The following is a 19,620-nucleotide window of genomic DNA, read 5'->3' on the forward strand; positions in this document are numbered from 1 at the left end:
TCTCCATGACTCACGCAGAGGTGCTGCTCATCGGAGGACGTGCCGGTGTCGGCAAGACGACGGTCGGCTGGGAGGTCTCGGCCCTCCTGAGGGCGGCAACGGTCCCCCACTGCGTCCTCGAGGGGGACTACATGGGCCAGGCGCACCCCGCTCCGGAGGACGACCCGCACCGCGTCGCCCTCGGCGAGCGCAACCTGACCGCGGTCTGGTCGAACTTCGCGGACCTGGGCTACCGCCGCCTGATCTACACGAACACGGTGAGCGTGCTCCCGGCGAACACGGCCATGTTCCAGCGCGTCATGGGCAGCGACGTCAGGATCATCCGCGTCCTGCTCACCGCCACCGACACGACGGCAGGCGAGCGCCTGCGGGGCCGGGAACTGGGCTCGGAACTGGAACACGAACTCCGCACCAGCACCCGCAAAGCCCGCCTCCTGGACACGGAGTCCCCCGAGGACACCCTCCGAGTCCCCACGGACGCCCGCTCCGTCCCCGAGATCGCGACGGAGGTGGCGACAGCCACGGGTTGGCTACGCGGCCTGGGTGGTTAGGCCCCCGCCTCCTGCTCGCCCTCGGCCACGCGGTCGTTCGCCACCATCACCTCGGCCAGCCGACCTGCAGCCGTCACCACGGCCGCCCACCCCGGCGCGGCGAGGTACACCTCGTCCCGCGCATCGGCCCCGACCGCGTCCTGCACCGCGCCGTAGGCGACGCCGAGACGCGCCATCAGTTCGACCTCCTCCTCGGTCCGGAGGCTCTGCCCCAGCCAGGGCAAGGGATCGTCCGCGTCGCAGAAGTCGTCGAAGAGCACGTGCACGGTGTAGTCGAGATTCTCGAACGCGGCCGGGTCGAGCCACACCTCTCGCTGCCACGCCGGGCTCGCAAGCGCCACCACCGCCGGCACGACGTGCTGGCGGTAATAGGGCAGGGCAATGCCGTGATCGATCACGAGGCGAGCGTACGCACCCTGCGATCGCCCGACCAGGACCAGTCATCGGCCGGCCGGCGCAGTCGGTCACGGCGCGTCGATGATCTTGCCGTCCTTGTCCAGCGTGTGGGTGTTCCAGTAGACGTCCCACTTGTCGTCGACCTTCAGGGGGACCTTGCCCTCGGGATAGCGGACGTAGCCCTCCGGGGGCTGCTCCTCGTTGGGTACGCAGGCGGAGCCCGTGGCGCCGACGGTCATGACCGGGTACTCGCCGCTGCTGCAGATGTCCTCCTCGTACGCGCAGCCGGTGAGGACCCAGGCCGCCGCCACGGCGGTGACGGCGGCGAGGGCGAACCCTCGTGCGGTGGAGGGGCGGGGGGTGGACATCGTGGTCTCTCCTGTCGGTCGGCGTGGGCACCACCCTCGCCGACCGTGATCGCCGTGCCATGAGTACGCGTACTCAGAGACCCCGTGTCGTGCACTCACCAAGCAACCGGCAACGCCTTCAGTCCGCTGAAGAACTCCCGTGAGCGCCAGCGCAGTTCCTGCTCCGGGACCGCGAGGCGCAGCCCCGGGAAGCGGGTCGTGACGCGTTCGAGGGTGATCTGGAGTTCCAGGCGGGCCAGGTGCGCGCCCAGGCAGTAGTGGATGCCGTGGCCGAAGCTGATGTGCGCGGCGCCCGGCCGGTCCAGGACCAGGCGGTCGGGGTCCGGGAAGACGGCCGGATCGTGGTTGGCGGCCGCCTGGGAGACCACGACCGCCTCGCCCTCGCGGATCAGGACGCCCCCCAGTTCCACGTCCTCGCGGGCGTAGCGGGGCAGGGTGAGGCCGTTGAGCAGGGGGACGTAGCGCAGGAGCTCCTCCACCGCCCGGGGGATCAGTTCGGGTTGGGCGCGCAGGGTCGCGAGCCACTCGATGCCGTCGCCCCGCGCCTCGCCCGGCAGCAGCAGGACCGCGAAGAAGTTGGCGATCTGGTTCGTCGTCGTGACGAAGCCCGCGATGAGCAACTCGCCCAGCAGGCCCGTCAGTTCCGGCTCCGTCAGGGTGCCGTCCTCGTGCGCGCGGACCAGGAGCGTGAGCAGGTCATCGGCGGGGGCCCGCCGGCGCTCCTCGATCCAGCCGTGCATCCGGGTGAAGAAGTCCTTGCCCCGCTGCTCAAGCGCCTCGGGCGTCTCGCTTCCCGAGCAGATGACGTCCGCCCACGCCCGCACGGAGGGCACGTCTGCCGCGGGGACGCCGATCAGTTCGCAGATCAGGGTCATCGGCAGCGGGAAGGACAGGTCCTCCACCAGGTCGGCAGGCGGCCCGGACTCCTCGATCCGGTCGAGCAGTTCGTCGGCCACCTCCCGGACGCGGACCCGCAGGCCCTCCATGCGGCGTGCCGTGAACTCCTTGGCCAGCAGCGCCCGCAGGGGCGTGTGGCGCGGCGCGTCGAGGGCGATGAGGCCACCGCCGGCGCGGGGCATCGGGTCGATGCGCGGATGGTCGCGCCGCAGCGCCTCCGCGAGGGAGAACCGGCCGTCCGAGAGGACGGCGCGCACGTCCTCGTACGAGGTGGCGAGCCAGGCCTCGTCGCCGTACGGGAGTCGGACCCGGGTCAGCGGCCCGCCGCGCAGCGGCGCGTACCCGGCGGAGACGCCGAGTCCGTGGTCGGTCCAGAAGGGGTACGCCAGCGGGGTCGCGGTCATGGGGCGGTGCCTTTCTCGGCGGAGGCGGAGGGGGCCTGCGGGCCCGGGCCCACGGGGACGAGGACGTGGGTGGGCGGGGGTGCGCTGGTGTCGACGTCGGCGGTGAAGTCGAGGCCGTCGTCCCGGCAGACGAACTGCATGACCTGGCGTCCGGCCGCGGCGGCCCGGATCAGGCCGCCGGTGGTGGCCCACACCCCGGAGAGGTAGAAGTTGCTCAGCCCCGGCAGGACGGGGCCGTTCTTCTTGACGAGCTCCTCCATCGCCTCGCCGCTCTCCACGAAGGGCTGCCAGCCGAGGAACGTGCCCTCGTAGCTGCCCGTGTAGCGGATCTGGGTGAGGGGCGTGCTGGTGTCCCGTACGGCGATGGAGTCCTTCAGTCCGGGGTAGCGGGCGTCGAGGAAGTCGACGACGGCGTCCCGGGTCCGGCGCTTGGCCAGGGCATACGGCTTGCCCCGCCGCACCGGCAGGGTGTGCAGCTCCGTTCCGCGCCGGGGCCGGCTGAGCCGCTCGGGACCCTCGGCAAGCTCCCGCCAGGGCGCGGTGTCGGAGAAGTACGTGGCGTAGATGACGGTCGTGTCCTCGGGCGACAGCTCGGGATAGAACCGGTTGCGGAACTGGACGTTGAGGCTCGGGTGCCGGATCCCGGTGAGCCGTCCCGCCGTCTCCTCGTCGAGGAGGTGGGTGGTGGTGGGGTCCGCGTCCGGGAAGGGGCGGCGCAGGCCCAGGAAGACGCTGACGTAGCCGGGGAAGACCATCCCGGGCTTGTGCAGGGTCTCCCGGTAGAGCGTCCCGTAATCCTCGTCCAGGTAGCGGCCGTCGAGGAGCTTCAGGAGCGTGGTGGGGCCGTCGCACGCGGAGACGACGATGTCCGCGTAGTGCTCCTCGCCGTTGGCCAGCCGGACGCCGATCGCGCGGTCGCCCTTGACGAGGATCTCCTCGACGAGGGCGTTGTAGGTGATCTCGCCGCCGAGCCGGAGATAGCGCTGCTCGATGGAGCGGGCGAGGCCGAGGGAGCCGCCCTCGGGGACCCCCGCAGAGCGGTGGGCCTGCGCGGCCATCTGGAAGTAGAACGGCAGGACCGGGAAGCCGGGGTGCTTCTCGTACAGGATGTAGTTGAACGCCTCCCTCAGCAGCGGGTCCTTGAAGCGCGTCGAGTACTCCGTCATCAGCACGGACATCGAGGTGCGGAAGAGGTTGAAGTACGGCACGAAGCCGGCCAGCATCCGCCAGCGCTCCCGGCGGGTCATCAGCGGCACGGGCTTGAGGAAGGGGTACGAGGGCAGGCAGGTGATGAACTTGCGCAGGCCCGCGCAGAAAGCCCTGATGGGGCTTGCGTCCGCGGGCGAGAGATCGAGGAGATGCGCTTCGAGGCGGTCGGGGTCGCAGTAGAAGTAGACGGCCCGCCCGTCCGCACCGCGCACGGTGTTGAAGACGTCGAAGTGGCGCATCTCCTTGCCCTGGAGCGCCCCGAGTTCGAGCCAGATCTGGTGCATCTCGTTGCCGGGTCCGTTGCCGAGGAGCCAGCTGATGCAGGCGTCGAAGGTGTAGTTGCCCCGGTCCCAGCCGGTGCAGCAGCCGCCGGGGATCTCGTGCATCTCGAAGATCCGGGTGCGGTAGCCGTTCATGCGGGCGTACGCGCCGGTGGAGAGGCCGCCGAGGCCCCCACCGATGATGATCATGGTTTCGCGGCGCTTGGAAGGCGTCTGCGTACTCGTCACAGCCGTCACCTGACCCTGCGGGATTCGAGTTGGGGCAGCCGGCCGAGCCGGTCCGGGTGCCACGGGGTGGTGTCGGTGGACTCCCAGGCCTGGAACTCCAGGCCGAGGTCCCGGCACAGGTACTGGGTGACGAACCGACCGCTCGCGGCGGCGCGGATCAGGCTGCCGCCGCCGAACCACTGGCCCGCGAGCGAGAGCCCGTCGAGGCCCGGAAGCCGCATCCGGTCCTTGTTGATGAGCGCGGTGATGACGTCGTCGGCCGGGGTGAAGGACTTCCAGCCGAGGATGGAGCCGCCCCGCACGCCGGTGTACCGCTCGGTCGTCACCGGGGACGCCACGTCGACGACCTCGATCGCCCGCCCGATGCCCGGGTGGTGCCGTTCCAGGAAGCCCCGGACGAAGTCGGCGACCTCCTGCTTACGGGCCCAGTACGCCCGCCGGTCGGTGCGCCGCAGCTCCTTCCAGGATGCGTAGTCGCTGAAGTACGTGCAGTGGACGACGGACTTGCCCGGCGGGGCGAACCCGTCGGAGTACCGGGAGCGCATCTGCACCACGAGGCTGTTCTGCAGGACGCCCGGCAGGGCCTTGCTGTCCTCGTCGGAGAGCAGATACGTGACGCTGTGCCGGGCGGCCGGGTCCAGCTCGTCCTTCAGGCCGACGAAGGCGGAGACGACGCCCGGGTAGACCACATCCGGGCTCTCGGTCATCTGGGCGAAGAGCTCCTCGACCCGCGGGCTGGTGTAGCGGCCGTCGAGCAGGCCGTGAAGGGTGGTGGCGCCGTCACAGGCGGCCACCACATGGTCGGCGAAGTGCCGTTCGCCACCGCGTAGTTCGACGCCGATCGCGCGGTCGTTCTCCACCAGGATCCGTTCGACCCGGGCCCGGTAGTCGATCCATCCACCGAGTCCGGTGTAGCGGTCCTCGACCGAACGGGCCAGACCCAGCGAACCACCTTGCGGAAAACCGGCGTTGAGGTGGTAGGCGCTGGCCATGTTGAACAGGTACGGCAGCAGCGGGAAGACCTCGTGGTCCTGGAAGAAGATGAACGGGAACGCGCGGCGCAGCAGCGGGTCCTGGAACCGTTCGCAGAAGGTCTCCATCCGCGTCACCGCCGTCCGCCACAGCACCAGGAAGGACGGGAGGACCGCGCGGAGCGTCGCGAGGCGCTCGCGCGGGGACTGCAGCGGCGAAGGGGTCAGGAACGGGTAGAGGTTGATGCGGGTGAAGCGCCGCAGGTCCCGGCAGAACGCCCGGATCGGGCGGGCGTCCGCCGGCGACAGCTCCAGGAGGTGGGCTTCGAGCCGGTCGGGGTCGTTGTAGAAGGTGACGGAACGGCCGGTCTCGTCGGTGACGGTGTTGAACATCTCGAAGTTCGCGATGCTCTTCCCGTCGAGCGCGCCCAACTCCCGCCAGACACGGGCGGCGTCGTTGTCCCGGCCCGTGCCGGTGAGCCACTCGATGCAGTAGTCGAAGACGTAGTCCTGGCGCGACCAGGCGGTGCAGCAGCCCCCGGGCAGCACGTGCCGCTCGAAGATCCGCGTCTCGGCGCCGCTCATCTGGGAGTACACACCGGTGGAGAGCCCGCCGATGCCACCCCCGATGATGATCACCCGGGGCGCCTCGCCCGGCGCCGTGGCCTCCCGCCGCTCCCACACGGGCCTCTTCTCACGCGACATCGGTCTCCTCCTCCGTCGTGGGCGCGGCGGCGAGGAAGGTGAGGCCCTCCCGCGCGGCGGCGGCGATGTCGTCGTCGAGGGCGGCCCGGGCGAGCGCCGCGTTGCGCGCCGCCGGCTTCTCGTCGAGCATCTCGGCGTGCAGGCCTGAGCCGCGTACGAGCCGGTTGCCGGTGGTGGAGGCGGCGGCCCAACTGCCGCGCTGCCCCGCCGCGTACAGCTCGGCCTTGGCCTCGTCGGCGATCACGGTCACCGCCGCGGTCACCGTCCCGAGGTTCGGGGTCCGGCCGCAGAATTCCAGGTAGTCCCTGGCCTGGCTGAGCGTCTGCGCCGTGACCGTCTCGGAGCCGGTGTGCCGGCGCAGATGGTCGCGGAGTTCGTGCTCGAACACCTGGACGTGCTCGGCGGCGATGCCGTACGCCTCCTCGATCCGGTACGAGTCGAGGATCACCACGTGGGACACCTCGCGGCCCCGCCGTTCCAGCTCCTTGGCGACCTCGAAGGCGAGGTTGCCGCCGAGGGAGTAGCCGAGCAGGAGGCACGGGCCTGTGGGCCGCAGTTCCTCGACGAGATCGGCGTATCGGCCGGTCTTGTCGCCGTCGACGTGGTTGAAGGCGATCACTTCGTACGAGGGAAGATGCGCGGCGAAGTGCCGGTAGACGAGGCCGTGGCCGCCGGCCGGCGGGAAGCAGAACAGGGCGGGGCCCGCGCCCGCGTTGAACGTCAGCTGGGGCAGGGTTCCGGAGACCCGGCCGGTGACGATGGACTCGACCGTGCGGGCCATGCCGTGGAGCGTGGTGACCTTGAAGAGCAGGCCGACCGGGATGGCGATGCCGAACTCCTTCTGCAGATGGTGGATGAGTTCGATGAGCGTGATGGAGCTGCCGCCGGAGGCGAAGAAGTCGGTGCTCAGGCCGATCCGTTCGATGCCGAGCACCGCCTTCCAGTGCGCGGCGACCCGCTCCTCGTAGAGCGTCACGGGCGGTTCGTGGTCCTCCTCCGCTGCTTCGGCCCGGGGCTCGGGGAGCGCAGCCGGATCGACCTTGCCGTTCGGGGTCAGGGGCAGGGCGTCCAGGACGGTCAGATGGGCCGGGATGAGGTAGGTGGGTAGGTGGGCGGCCAGGTGACGGCGCAGGGCGAGCGGGTCCGGTGTGCTCCCGGCCGCCGCGACGACGTACGCGCCGAGCGCCGCCTCACCCGACGCTCCGGCACGGACCGTCACGAACGCCTCGGCGATGCCGGGGACTTCGAGCAGCAGGGACTCGATCTCGCCCGGCTCGATGCGGTGGCCGCGCAGCTTGATCTGGGCGTCGGCGCGGCCGAGCAGATGGATCCGGCCCCGGTCGTCCCTGCGGGCCAGGTCCCCGGTGCGGTAGAGCCGCTCGGGGGCCGCGTCGGGGCCGTGGTCGAGGGTGAGGGTGAGGAAGCGCCGGGCGGTCTGCTCGGGGTCGCCCGCGTAGTCGAGGGCGAGGCCGGGGCCACCGGCCCACAGCTCGCCGACGACCCCGGGCGGTACGGGCTCGAGGCGGGCGTCCAGGACGTGCAGGACGCAGTTGGGCAGGGGTGCGCCGACGGGAACGGTGCCGTTGGGGTCGAGGCCGTCGGTGGAGCCTTCGAAGCAGGCGCTGTCGACGGTCGCCTCCGTGAGGCCGTACGAGTTGATGACCCGGGTCTCCGGGCCGCAGAGCCGCCGCAGCCGCTCGTACTCCGCGACCTTCCACGTGTCGGAGCCGACGATCATCAGGCGCATGAAGTCGAGCCGGTGACCGCCCTCCTCGCAGTGGGCCATCAGGGCGCGGGCCGTGGCGGGCACGAACTCGGCGCAGTCCACGCGCTCGGCCGTCATCGCCTCGTACAGCCGTGCCGTGTTGAGCAGCAGCTCACGGTCGGCGAGGACGAGCCGGCCACCGGAGCACAGAGCGCGGACCAGGTCGCCGGTGAACACGTCGAAGGAGACAGCGGCGAGCTGCAGATGGACGCCGGGCTCGGCGGCGAGGCCGTACTCCTCGCGCCAGGCGCCGTGGACGGCGGCGAGGGCGCGGTGGGAGACGCGGACCGCCTTGGGCCGGCCGGTGGAGCCGGAGGTGTGGATGACGTAGGCGGGGGTGTCCAGGGAGTCTGGGGTGTCGAAGGGTGTTCCTTCGGGGCCCTCCTCCGTGAGCACGTCCGTGAGGAACTCCGTGCCGAGGGCCGCGAGCCGCTCCGCACCGTCGGGCTCGGCGACGACCAGCGCGGCACCCACGTTGCCCGTCATCACGGCGAGCCGGTCGACCGGGTGGCCGGGGTCGAGCGGCAGGTAGGCGGCCCCGGCGCGCCAGACCGCGAGGAGCGCGACGATCAGCTCGGGCGACTTCGGCAGGCAGACGGCGACCACGTCACCGGCGCCCACCCCGCGGGCCCGGAGCCGTCCGGCCAGAGCCGCGGAGGCCTGCTCCAGCTCGCCGTACGTCAGATGGCGCGCCGCTCCCCCGGTCCCGGCGGCGGGCACGGTGACCGCGACCGCGTCGGGTGTACGGGCGGCCGCGTCCTCGAACAGGCGGTGCACCGGGCGGTCCTGGGCGACCACCGGCCCCCGGGCGGCCCGGCCGTGCAGGATCTCGTGGCGCTCGTGCGCGCCGAGCATGTCGAGCTCGGCCACCGGCCGGTCGCCCGTCGCGCGGGTGAGGGCGTCGAGCAGCGTGCGGTAGTGGTCGGCCATGCGGCGGACGGTCCGGGGCCGGAACAGGTCGGTGTTGTACTTCAGGACGCAGTGGAAGCGGCGCTCGCTCTCGTCCTCGTACGCGGAGAGCGTGACGTCGAACTGCCCTTCCTCCTCGGGGAGTTCGATGTAGTCGAGGTGGTAGCCGTACTGCTGCGATGACACCTTGTGGGCCAGCAGGATGAACATCGCCTGGAAGACCGCCGAGCGGCTCGGGTCGTGCTGCAGGCCCAGCTTCTCGACGAGCAGCACGAAGGGGTACTCCTGGTGGTCCAGGCCCCCGAGGACGGTCCGGCGGACCTGGGCGAGCAGCTCGCCGACGGTCGGGTCGCCGGCCAGGTTCACGTGCAGCGGCAGCGGGTTGACGAAGTAGCCGTAGACCGAGCCGAGTTCCTCGTCGGTGCGGCCGGTCACCGGGCTGCCGACGACGAGGTCGTCCTGACCGGAGTGGCGGTGCAGCAGGAGGTAGTACGCGCACAGCAGCACCATGAAGGGCGTGACGCCGTGGTCGCGGGCCAGCGAGTGCACGCGGGCGCTGAGTTCCTCGTCGAGGACGAAGAACTCGGAGGCTCCGTTGTGCGTCTGCACCGGCGGCCGGGGCCCGTCCGTCGGCAGGGCGAGAGGCGGGATCTCGGCGGGCAGGGCGCCGCGCCAGTACTCCAGCATGCGGTCGGCGTCCGGGGAGGCCAGGAAGCGGTTCTGCCGGTTGAGGAAGTCGAGGTACCGGGCCGGGACGGGCGGCAGCTCGACCGGCCGGCCCGCGCGCATGCCCTCGTAGAGCGCGAGCAGCTCCTCGATGAAGGTGAAGGTGGAGATGGCGTCCGAGACGATGTGGTGGACCGCCTTCATGATCACCCAGCGGTCGGGGCCGCGCCGGAAGAGCCGGAACCGCATCAGCGGGTCGTGGGCGAGGTCGTACGGCTCGCGGTACTCCGCGACGATCAGCTCGCGGATCTCGTCCCAGGGCAGGCCCTCGACGTCGAACACCTCGAAGTCCGGCTCCATGGAGTCGGAGACGGTCTGCACCGGGCGCCCGTCCTCCAGGACGAAGTTCGCCCGCAGGACGGGGTGGCGGGCGACGAGCGTACGGACGGCCTCCGCCATCAGTTCGGGCTCGATGACCGTACGGACCTCGACGGCGCCGCCGATGTTGTAGGCGAACCCGTCGGGGTTGAGCTGCTTGAGGAACCAGAGCGCCTTCTGGTTCTGGGTGAGGGGGTGGCGGCCCGGGTCCTCGTACAGCTCGATCGTCGCCGCTCCGTCCTCCGGCCCCTCGCCCTGAGCCGCGAGCGCCTCGGTGGCGGCGTACAGCTGGGCGATCAGCTCTCGTACGGGCGCGCCGCTGAGCAGTGCGACGACGGGCAGCGCGACACCGGTCTCCGCCTGGATCCGGGCCCGCAGTTCCATGGCGAGGAGCGAGTCGAGACCGAGCTCGCCGAGTCCGGCGTCCGGGTCGATCCGCTCGGCGCCCACCCGCAGGACGGTGGCGGCGGGGGCGAGGAAGTGGTCGGCGGCGAGCCGGGCCCGCTCCTCCTCGTCGGCGGCGGCACGGAACCGGGCGAGATAGCCGCCGTGTCCGTCACCCCCGGCCGGGCCGCCGGCGGACGCGGCGGCCTCCGCGGCGAGTCCGGCGACGAGTGGGGGTGAGGTGGGGTACCAGGCGAGGAAGGTCTTCCAGTCGCTGATCGTGGCGATCAGGAGCTGCGCCCGGTCCTGTCCGAAAACCCGCTCCAGGACGGCCGTCCCGGCGGTCGGGGAGAGCGAGCTCATGCCCCGGACCACGCGATAGTGCTCGACGAGGCTCAGCTCCTCGATCATGCCGGTCGCCCACGGGCCCCAGTTCAGGCTGAGCGCGGCCAGGCCGCGTGCCCTGCGGTGGTGGGCGAGGGCGTCGAGGAAGGCGTTGCCCGCCGCGTAGTTGGTCTGTCCGGTGGTGGTGAGCAGCGCGGCGACGGAGGAGAAGAGCACGAAGTGGTCGAGCGGCTCGTCGCGCAGCAGGTGGTGCAGGAGCCAGGCCCCGGCGGCCTTGGGGGCGAGGACGGCGTCGAAGGAGGCCCGGTCCATGTCCTGGACCGGGATGTCCCGTACGTGCCCGGCGAGATGGAACACCCCGCGTACGGGAGGGGCGTCCCGGTCCCTGCGGGCGGCCAGCCAGGCGGCGAGCGCGGGCTCGTCGGCGATGTCGAGGGCCGCGTGCACGGGATGGGCGCCGAGCGCCTCCAGCTCCTTGACGAAGCGCGCTCCGGAGGCCTCGGGGGCGTCCGTGTCGAGGGTCCGCCAGGTGGTGCGGTCGGGCAGCTCGGTGCGGCCCACCAGGATCAGGTGCCGGGCGCCCTGGCGGACGAGGTAGCGGCAGAGCAGCCGGCCGAGGGCGCCGAAGGCCCCGGTCACCAGATAGGCGCCGTCCGGGCGGAGCCGCGGCGGCAGGGGCCGGGTGAGGCCCTCGGGCCGGACGAGGCCGCTGACAAGGCGGCGGCCCGCCCGCAGGGCGACCTCGTCCTGGGGGCGGTCGGGTTCGGGCGTGGCGAGGACCTCGCGCAGGAGGGCGTGGGCCTCGGCCTCGGGGGTGGTGGTCGCCCCCTCGGAAGTGGCTCCCGCGCTCTCCAGGTCGATCAGCTTGCCGGGGTGGGCGATCAGTTCCTGGTGCCGGAGTACGCGGCCGATGCCCCAGGCCGGGGCGCCGAGGGGTTCGACCGGGTCGCCGGGGGCCGCCGCCTGCGTGCCCCGGGTGACGAGGTGCAGGGCCGCGGGAGCGGCAAGCTGTCCGGGGTCGTCCCGCAGGGCCTGCGCGAGGGTGACGACGGAGTAGGTGCCAAGCGCGCTGTGCCGGTCGAGGTCCGCGCGGGAGGTCGCGTCGAGCGCAGGCAGGTCCAGGTTCCACAGGTGCACGACGGCACCGACGGGACGCCCGTCGCGCTCGGCCAGGTCGGCGAGGAGCCGCCGCAGGTCGTCGGCACTCCCGGGCACCACCTCGGAGCGGTCGCCCTCATCCGCGCCGAAGGCGTACGCCTCGCCCGGCCGGACGAGGTGGCAGGTGCCGCCTCGCGCGGTGACGAGCCGCTCCAGGGCGTCCGCCACTCCCCCTGGCCGGTCGGCGAACAGCAGCCAGCTCCCGGGGTCCTGGGCCTCGGCCTCCTCCAACGGCGCTTCTGTCCACGCCAGTTCGGCGAGCCAGCCGTCGATCGTGGCGAGCCCGACCGTCGCCGAGGCCTGCTCGACGTCCGCGGCGCGGAAGCCGTGGACGTGGCCGACGCGTTCGCCTCCCTCGGTGTAGAAGGCGATGTCGCCGACGAGTTCGTCGTCCGCGCGCCGGGTGATCGTGGCGTGGGCCCAGAGGGGCTGGTCACCGATCGGGGTCGTCCGTACCTCGTCGATGGAGAGCGGCAGCAGGATGCCCGTACGGGAGGCGCCGGACGCGTCCTGGTCCGGGAGTCCGGCCACGAGCAGGGCCTGGAAGCAGGCGTCGAGGAGGACCGGGTGGAGCTGGTGGCCCGCCGCGCCGCCGCCGACGCTCGCAGGCGGCCGGATCAGCGCGAGCGCCTCACCCTGTCCGTGCTCGCCGCGCCCCCGCCACACCTCGGCGATGCCCTGGAACGCGGGTCCGTAGTGGTAGCCGCGCGCGCCGAGGGTCTCGTAGCAGGTCGCGGAGTCGAGGGCCTGCTCCGCGCGCTCGCGGACCGCCTCCAGATCCGCCGACGTACGACGTGGCGCGGGCGCCCCGCCGCGTACGACTCCGACGGCGTGGACGGTGGGGGTGTCGCCGCCGGGTGTCGCCACCGTGAACGCGGCCGACCGGGCGGAGAGCGACAGCTGGACGGCCTTGGGGGCGTCGTCCGGCAGGAAGAGGGCCTTGCGCAGTTCGATGTCGCCGAGCACGACGTCCTCCGCGCCGGTCACCGCCCGGACGGCCTGGGTGGCCATCTCGATGTAGCCGGCGGCGGGGAAGAGGGTCCGCCCCTGGATGCGGTGGTCGGCGAGATAGGGCTGCGTCTCGACGTCGAGCGCCACCTCCCAGGTGGGCTCGGCGGTGGCGAGACGCCGGCCGAGCAGCGGGTGGTCCTGCCGGCCGAGGCGTACTTGGGCGACCGGCTCGGGTTCGGTCCAGTAGCGGTCGCGCCGCCAGGGATAGCGCGGGAGGGGTACGGACCGGCCGCGCGGGTGGAGGGCGTGCCAGTCGACCGGGCTGCCGAGGGTGTGGAGCGCGGCCAGGGAGGTGGTGAAGCGCAGGGCCTCGTCCTCGGCGCGGCGGATGGAGGGCAGTGTGGTCGCGTTGGACTCGCCGGTCTCGGCCGCGTGCTGGAAGCACTCCTTGATGGAATGGCCGAGCACCGGGTGGGGCCCGATCTCCAGGAAGGTGCGGTACCCGTCGGCGGCGAGCGCGTCGACGGCGGCGCGGAAGCGCACGGTGTCGCGCACGTTGTGCCACCAGTAGTCGGCGTCCAGCTCCGAGCCTTCGGCCCGGCCTTCCCGGCCGGTCAGGTAGAGCGGCAGCCGGGCGGCGCGGGGCTCGATGTCGGCCAGCTCAGTGAGCAGTTCGTCCTTGATCGCGTTCATCGCGGCGGAGTGGTACGGCACTTGGACGTCGAGGAGCTTCGCGAACACGCCGTCGGCGCGCAGGGAGGTGGCGTACGCGCCGAGCGCGGCCTCCTCGCCGGCCAGGGTCAGGGCGCCCGGGCTGTTGACGGCGGCGACGGAGAGCCGGTCGCCGAAGGGCGCGGCCCGGCGCACCGCCTCGTCCTCGGGGAGCCCGACGGCGAGCATGGTGCCGGTGCCCGCAAGCCTGTGCTGGAGGCGGCTGCGGGTCAGCACGATCCGCACGGCGTCGCGGAGGCTGTAGACCCCGGCCTCGTAGAACGCGGCGATCTCGCCGGTGCTGTGGCCGACGACCGCGGCCGGCCGCACCCCGTGCGCCCGCCAGAGCGCGGCGAGGCCCACCTGGACGGCGAAGTTGGCGGGCTGGGCCAGCCAGGTCTCCGCCATCCGGGAGACGTCCTCGGCCGCGTTCAGCTCGTCGACGAGGGACCAGCCGGCCTGGGCCACGATCTCCCGGTCGACGGCCTCGACGGCCTCCCGGTAGACGGGCCGGGACGCGAACAACTGGCGGCCCATCGCCCACCATTGGGGACCCATGCCGGTGAACACCCAGACGGGTTCGGCCTGTCGGCCCTCGCGTCGCTTCCCGGTCAGCACACGGGGGTGCTCCTCGCCCCTGCCGTACGCGGCGAGGGCCTCGTCGAGCTCCTCGGGCGAGCCGTACACGACGGACAGCCGGACGTCGTGGTGCTGGCGGCGATGCGCGAGGGAGTACGCCAGATCCGGGACGGAAGGGCCCTCGTCGGGGGTAGCCAGTTCCGCGCGGACGGACTCGACGAGCGCGGGCAGGACGGCGGCGTCGCGCGTGCTGAGCGGGAGCACGGAGGGCGTGGGTGCCGGGGTCTCGGCGTCGGACGCCACGGGCATGGGAGCGTCGGTGGCGTGAGTTACGAATGGCGCGGGCGCGGCTTCGAGCAGGACGTGGGCGTTGGTGCCGCCGAAGCCGAAGGAGTTGACCCCGGCACGGGCGGTGCCCTCGTGCGCCGGCCAGGGCGTGAGCCGGTCGGGGATCTCGTACGGCGCGGCATCGAGGTCGATGGCGGGGTTGATCCGCTCCAGGTTGATGTGGGGCGGGATGAGCCGGTGCTTGAGGCTGAGCGCGGTCTTGATGAGCCCGGCGATCCCGGCGGCGGACTCGGTGTGCCCGATGTTCGTCTTGACCGAGCCGACGTAGCAGGCGTCGCCCGGCTTGCGCCCGATGGCGAGGACCCTGGCCAGCGCGCCCGCCTCCACGGGGTCGCCGACGGGCGTGGAGGTGCCGTGGGCCTCGACGTACTGAAGGTCGCCGGGGGTGATGCCGGCCCGTGCGCAGACCTGCTCGATCAGGGTGACCTGGGCGTCGGCGCTGGGGACGGTGATGCCGTTGGTGCGGCCGTCCTGGTTGACGCCGGTCTCGGTGACGACGGCGTGGATCCGGTCCCCGTCCCGTACCGCGTCCGAGAGCCGCTTGAGGACGACGATCCCGACGCCCTCGGCGCGGACGTAGCCGTTCGCCTCGGCGTCGAAGGTCCGGGAGCGGCCCTCCGGGGAGAGGAAGCCGCCCTTCGTCTCGGCGATCGTGTACTGCGGCGTCAGGTGGAGCAGCGTGCCGCCGGCCAGGGCGAGTGAGCTCTCGCCGCGCCGCAGGCTCTCGCAGGCGAGGTGGACGGCGACGAGGGAGGAGCTGCACGCGGAGTCGACGGAGAGGCTGGGGCCCCGGAAGTCGAAGCAGTGCGAGAGCCGGTTCGACACCATCGTCATCATCGTGCCGGTGGCGGTGTGCGCGCCGAGGGTGTCGAAGCGCAGGTCGGCGAATTGCAGGATCTTGTAGTCGAGGGTGAACGCGCCGACGAACACGCCGACGTCCCGCCCGGCGAGCTCGGCCGGCTTCTGCCCGCCGTCCTCCAGGGCCTCCCAGCTCACCTCGAGGAGCTTGCGCTGCTGCGGGTCCATGGAGTGCGCCTCGCGGGGGCTGATCCCGAAGAACTCCGGGTCGAACTCGTCGAAGCCGTCGATGTATCCGCCGCGCCCGCCGACCAGCCGACCGGGTTTGGACTTGTCCCGGCTGCCCAGTGAGGCGACGTCGTACCGGTCGAGCGGCGTGGGGGTGATGCAGTCCTTCCCGTCGACCAGGTTGCGCCAGAAGCCGCGGTGGTCGTTCGCGCCGCCGGGGAAGCGGCAGCCGATCCCGATGATCGCGATCTTCTCGGCGCGCGTGGGGAGGGCGGCCGAGGCGGCGACTTGGGCATGGCGAAGCGATTCAGGCATGAGCGGTCCCTTGATTCGCGTAGCGAGAGAAAAGGTGAGCAGCAGAACAAGGCGGCGCGGGACGAGACGAGTTGCCACCGAAGGCGGACGCGGGCGGCGCGGCACGGGGAGGTCCGAGGTGGGGGCCGAGATGGGCGCCCGAGGTGCGGGGCCGGTCAGCCGGCGGGGCGGCGCCGCCAGGGGTGGACGAGGGTGGCCAGGACGGCGCCGGTGTCGGGGAAGGAGCCCGGGTCGGCCAGGCCGACGGTCTCCGGTTCACGGCCGGGGCGCCAGGTGAACGTGCCGAACACCCGGTCCCAGACGGACAGGTCGGAGGCGTAGTGCCCGGCTTCGGAGAGGTCGGTGCTGTGGTGCAGCCGGTGCTGCTCGGGCCCGGAGAGGACGTGGTTCAGCGGCCCGAGGCGTACGCGGATGTTGGCGTGGACGAAGTACCCCTGGGCGACGACGAAGAGACCGACCGCGAACACCGTCCGCTCGGAGAACCCGACCAGGGCCAGGGCCAGTTGGACGAAGCCCTGGGAGATGACGACGTCGAGCACGTGGTTGACCCCGTTGTTGCCGGCGTTGACCTTCGTGGGGACGTGGTGGACGCCGTGCAGCCGCCAGAGCCAGGCGTAGGTGTGGCCCGCGCGATGCACCGCGTAGCTCGCGAGCGAGCCCAGGAGCAGGGCCACGGGTATCTCGGCCCACAGGGGCAGCCACGGATCGCGGCGGGCGACCTTGCCGACGGCGTACAGGACGAGGTTCTGCCCGAGGGTGCCGCCGGCGGCGGTGAGGACGTAGTACACGCCGTACCACCCCCACTCCCTGCGCTCGGGCTGCCAGGAACGGTCGTACGGGATGAGGAACTCGAGCAGCACGAGATAGCCGAGCACCGAGAACTGGAAGAGCAGAACGGCGCGCCCCGCGTCCCAGCCGCGTCCTTCGGTGAGGAGGAAGACGGCGGCGACCGCGAGCAGCAGGACCGGTTGGGCGGTCACGGCCAGGACATCGCGCGCCGATAACCGGGGCATGGCACTCCACTTCTTGGGGACGACCGGACACGTGGGAGCGCTCCCCGACGAGGAGGGAGGCACCGGGGAGCTTGATGACAGTATGAATTCACATGACTACGCACGGCAACGGCGATCGACCGGCGCACGGTGTCGAACGCGCCGGTCCCAATGATCCAAATACCCCCGCACGCACCCCCGAAGATCGTCTCAACCAGGCTTATTTCTGCTGGGAGTTGATCGCTCGGCTGACGGATCGATTCATCATCGTCGGTCATGACGCGACAGCCCGTTCTGTGGGCTGAAGCCGTCCTCCGCGAGGGCGTCGAGCAGGGCCGGACGGTACGCGCGGGTACCGGAATTGGGCATTTCGGTAGACGGTTCGACTGCTAAATGATCACAATGTGCAGGAAGTGTGGAGGCGACCGGTGCGGGGGTTCCGAGGCCCGTGCCGTGCGTCGGCACACGGCGGCCACCGACCGGTAAGCGGGTCGGCGGCGGCACCCCCTGTACCCGAATCGACCTGGAGTCGGCGTGACGCCACCCCCCGTTCCCACCCCGCAGCCGGACCCGGCCGCCACCTCCGTCGTCGGCGGTGCCTTCGACGCGGTGCCCGCACTCGACGGGGAGCTGTGTTTCGACGGCGCCACCCTGGAAGCGGCCTCCGGCGACTTCGGGCGCATGGTCCGCCAGTCGCCCGCCGCCGTGCTCAAGCCCGGCTCGGCCGACGACGTCGCCACGATGGTCCGCTACTGCCGGGAGCGCGGCCTGAAGGTCGCCGGACGGGGCCAGGGCCACTCCACCCACGGCCAGGCCCAGGTGCCGGCCGGGCTCGTCGTCGACCTCGGCTCCCTCGACGCCGTCGAGATCCGCGACAACACGGCCGTCGTGCAGGCCGGGGTCCTGTGGAGCACCCTGGTCCGCGCCACCCTGCCCCTGGGCCTCACCCCGCCCGTCTTCACCGACTACCTCGAGCTCTCCGTGGGCGGCACGCTGTCCGCCGGGGGTCTCGGCGGGCAGATCGGTCACTACGGCACGCAGGTCGACAACGTCCTCGAACTCGAAGTGGTCACCGGCGAGGGCGAGCTGACGACCTGCTCGCCCACCGTGCGTCCGGACCTGTTCCGGGCCGTCCTCGGCGGCCTCGGGCAGTGCGCGATCATCACCCGCGCCACCCTCGCCCTGGTCCCCGCGCCCCGCTCCGTACGGCTCTACACCCTGACGTACCCGAGCGTCGCCGCGCTCACCGCGCAGGAGGCCGAACTGATCAGGGAAGGCCGGTTCGACTACCTCGTCGGCCAGGTCATGCTCACCCCGGACGGCTGGATCCACTTCATCGAAGCCGCGTCCTACGACGCCACCGCCGACGACGACACCCGGCTCACGGACGGCCTGGGGCACACCTCGGTCCAGGCCCAGGACGTGGAGTACTTCGCCTTCCTCGACCGGATCGCCCCGCTGCTGGACATGCTCAGGGCGAACGGCGAGTGGCAGCGCCCCCACCCCTGGTACGACAGCCTCCTCCCCGCGTCCACCGTGAACGAGGTCGTCACGGAGACGCTGGCCGGCCTCAAGTCCGGCTCCCTCGGCGCGAGCGCGGTCGTCCTCCTCTACCCCGTGCTCACCGGCAAGTGCCGGACCCCGCTCCCGGCCATGCCGGAAGAGGAACTCGCCTACCTCTTCTCCCTCCTCAAGACCGCCTCCCCCGGAGCGGACTCCGCCGAGGAGATGGTCGCCGCGAACCGCGCCCAGTACGACACCACGGTCGCGGCGGGCGGCACCTGGTACCCGATCGGCTCGGTCCCGCTCACCACGGACGACTGGGTCCGCCACTTCGGCGCCTTCTGGCCCGAGTTCCGGGCCGCCCGGCACCGCTACGACCCCGACGGGATCCTCACCCCGGGCCAGCGCATCTTCTGACCCGGGCGGGGCCCGGTCCGGCACGGGGCCGGGCCGGTCGGCGAAGATGGAGGGGTCACCCGTCCCTCGACGCGAGGAGCGTCCGCCCTGATGTCCAGCCCCGGTTCCGGTCCCGGTACGAGGCCGCCGACGATCGCCGACGTCGCCAGGGTCGCCGGTGTGTCGCGTACGACGGTCTCGCACGCCCTCAACGGGCTCGGCAAGGTCGACCCCCGGACCCGGGAGCGCATCAAGCAGGTCGCCGCGGAGCTCGGATACCGGCCCAACCTGCGGGCGCAGCGGCTGCGGCGCGGGGAGGCGAAGGCCATCGCCCTCGCCTCCTCCATGCCGTTCGCGGTGGCCGGCGGACCGTCCCGGCTCGGCTTCTACATGGAGGTCGCGGCCTCCGCCGCCGAGAGCGCCCTCCTGCACGACTACGCGCTGGTGCTCGTCCCGCCCGTGCAGTCCGGCTCCGCGCTGTACTCCGTCGACATCGACGGGGCCATCGTCGTCGAGCCCGACGTCGACGACCCGGCGGTCGCCGCCCTCAAGGAACGGGGGCTGCCGTTCGTGACGCTCGGCAGGCCCGGGTCGCCCGCCGAGGACGTACCGTACGTCGATCTGCGCGGCGGTCTCGTCGCCGAGCTGCTCCTGACCCATCTGCACGAGCAGGGGGCCCGCCGGCCCGCCCTGCTCATCGGCTCCGGCCGGCGGCACTCGGCCGTGGACGCGCGCGCCGCCTACGAACGGCTCGCGGCGGACCACGGCTGGACGCCGATCGTGGCGACCGCTCCCGAGACGGGTGGTGAGCAGGCCGGGTACGAACGGTGCGCGGCCCTGCTCGCCGAGCACCCCGGGATCGACGCGGTCTGCGCGATGGTGGACGCCTTCGCGGTGGGCGCGGTCCGGGCGATCCGGGACAGCGGGCGCGCCGTGCCGGACGACGTCATGGTCGTCACCCGGTACGACGGTCTGCGCGCCCGGACCTGCGAACCGCCCCTGACCGCCGTGGACCTGCACCTGGATCGCGCGGCGGCCGACGCGGTGACGCTGCTCCTCGGCCGGCTGCGCGGGGGCGGCGACGCCGCCACCACCGCGCCCGTGCCGACCGTCCCGGAGCCGCGCGTCATCGCCCGTCGCTCGTCGCAGCGGGGTACGACGGCCTGACACCTCGGCGTTCAGAG

11 protein-coding genes are annotated in these 19,620 nt (G+C 72.3%); 4 read left to right on the forward strand and 7 right to left on the reverse strand.

All coding sequences use genetic code 11. The features are described from left to right. Positions 1–5 precede the first annotated feature (5 nt). Positions 6–551 (forward strand): hypothetical protein, encoded by a 546-nt coding sequence (locus ACWCO8_RS04860; protein WP_451030944.1) that lies wholly within the window; start codon positions 6–8, stop codon positions 549–551. Here ACWCO8_RS04860 and ACWCO8_RS04865 read toward each other — a convergent pair. The 7 genes from ACWCO8_RS04865 to ACWCO8_RS04895 form a co-directional block, all read right to left on the reverse strand. Beyond that, positions 548–949, reverse strand: coding sequence for an SCO4402 family protein (locus tag ACWCO8_RS04865; RefSeq protein ID WP_451030945.1), 402 nt, complete (start codon positions 947–949; stop codon positions 548–550). The genes ACWCO8_RS04860 and ACWCO8_RS04865 overlap by 4 nt on opposite strands. A gap of 66 nt (positions 950–1,015) precedes the next feature. Next, a complete protein-coding gene (locus ACWCO8_RS04870; protein WP_451030946.1) occupies positions 1,016–1,315 on the reverse strand; it encodes an SCO0607 family lipoprotein in 300 nt (99 codons plus the stop codon). A 95-nt stretch (positions 1,316–1,410) separates the two neighbouring features. After that, positions 1,411–2,616, reverse strand: a complete 1,206-nt coding sequence (locus ACWCO8_RS04875) for a cytochrome P450 (RefSeq protein ID WP_451030947.1) — start codon at positions 2,614–2,616, stop codon at positions 1,411–1,413. Continuing rightward, positions 2,613–4,295 (reverse strand): phytoene desaturase family protein, encoded by a 1,683-nt coding sequence (locus ACWCO8_RS04880; protein ID WP_451031426.1) that lies wholly within the window; start codon positions 4,293–4,295, stop codon positions 2,613–2,615. The genes ACWCO8_RS04875 and ACWCO8_RS04880 overlap by 4 nt, the downstream gene beginning before the upstream one ends. 44 nt (positions 4,296–4,339) lie before the next feature. After that, on the reverse strand, positions 4,340–6,010 hold the full coding sequence (locus tag ACWCO8_RS04885) for a phytoene desaturase family protein (protein WP_451030948.1): 1,671 nt from the start codon (positions 6,008–6,010) through the stop codon (positions 4,340–4,342). Continuing rightward, positions 6,000–15,545, reverse strand: a complete 9,546-nt coding sequence (locus ACWCO8_RS04890) for a non-ribosomal peptide synthetase/type I polyketide synthase (protein ID WP_451030949.1) — start codon at positions 15,543–15,545, stop codon at positions 6,000–6,002. Before ACWCO8_RS04890 ends, ACWCO8_RS04885 begins: the two co-directional genes overlap by 11 nt. 155 nt (positions 15,546–15,700) lie before the next feature. Beyond that, on the reverse strand, positions 15,701–16,558 hold the full coding sequence (locus tag ACWCO8_RS04895; protein ID WP_451030950.1) for a sterol desaturase family protein: 858 nt from the start codon (positions 16,556–16,558) through the stop codon (positions 15,701–15,703). A 92-nt stretch (positions 16,559–16,650) separates the two neighbouring features. Between ACWCO8_RS04895 and ACWCO8_RS04900 the strand changes: the two genes are divergently transcribed. From ACWCO8_RS04900 to ACWCO8_RS04910, 3 genes are all read left to right on the forward strand, one after another. Continuing rightward, the gene (locus ACWCO8_RS04900) at positions 16,651–16,842 is read left to right on the forward strand and encodes a hypothetical protein (protein ID WP_451030951.1); all 192 of its coding nucleotides are present in this window, start codon (positions 16,651–16,653) and stop codon (positions 16,840–16,842) included. Between the two features lie 229 nt (positions 16,843–17,071). Next, positions 17,072–18,457, forward strand: coding sequence for an FAD-binding protein (locus tag ACWCO8_RS04905; RefSeq protein WP_451030952.1), 1,386 nt, complete (start codon positions 17,072–17,074; stop codon positions 18,455–18,457). 90 nt (positions 18,458–18,547) lie between these two features. Next, a complete protein-coding gene (locus tag ACWCO8_RS04910) occupies positions 18,548–19,603 on the forward strand; it encodes a LacI family DNA-binding transcriptional regulator (RefSeq protein ID WP_451030953.1) in 1,056 nt (351 codons plus the stop codon). Positions 19,604–19,620: the final 17 nt, after the last annotated feature.

The organism is Streptomyces sp. NPDC001927 (genome assembly GCF_053594455.1).

Bases quoted from the DNA above. Each gene is read 5' to 3' on its own strand.
- ACWCO8_RS04860 (WP_451030944.1), top strand. From the start codon at position 6: ATGACTCACGCAGAGGTGCTGCTCATCGGAGGACGTGCCGGTGTCGGC.
- ACWCO8_RS04870 (WP_451030946.1), bottom strand. From the start codon at position 1,315: ATGTCCACCCCCCGCCCCTCCACCGCACGAGGGTTCGCCCTCGCCGCC.
- ACWCO8_RS04875 (WP_451030947.1), bottom strand. From the start codon at position 2,616: ATGACCGCGACCCCGCTGGCGTACCCCTTCTGGACCGACCACGGACTC.
- ACWCO8_RS04880 (WP_451031426.1), bottom strand. From the start codon at position 4,295: ATGATCATCATCGGTGGGGGCCTCGGCGGCCTCTCCACCGGCGCGTAC.
- ACWCO8_RS04885 (WP_451030948.1), bottom strand. From the start codon at position 6,010: ATGTCGCGTGAGAAGAGGCCCGTGTGGGAGCGGCGGGAGGCCACGGCG.
- ACWCO8_RS04890 (WP_451030949.1), bottom strand. From the start codon at position 15,545: ATGCCTGAATCGCTTCGCCATGCCCAAGTCGCCGCCTCGGCCGCCCTC.
- ACWCO8_RS04895 (WP_451030950.1), bottom strand. From the start codon at position 16,558: ATGCCCCGGTTATCGGCGCGCGATGTCCTGGCCGTGACCGCCCAACCG.
- ACWCO8_RS04900 (WP_451030951.1), top strand. From the start codon at position 16,651: ATGACTACGCACGGCAACGGCGATCGACCGGCGCACGGTGTCGAACGC.
- ACWCO8_RS04910 (WP_451030953.1), top strand. From the start codon at position 18,548: ATGTCCAGCCCCGGTTCCGGTCCCGGTACGAGGCCGCCGACGATCGCC.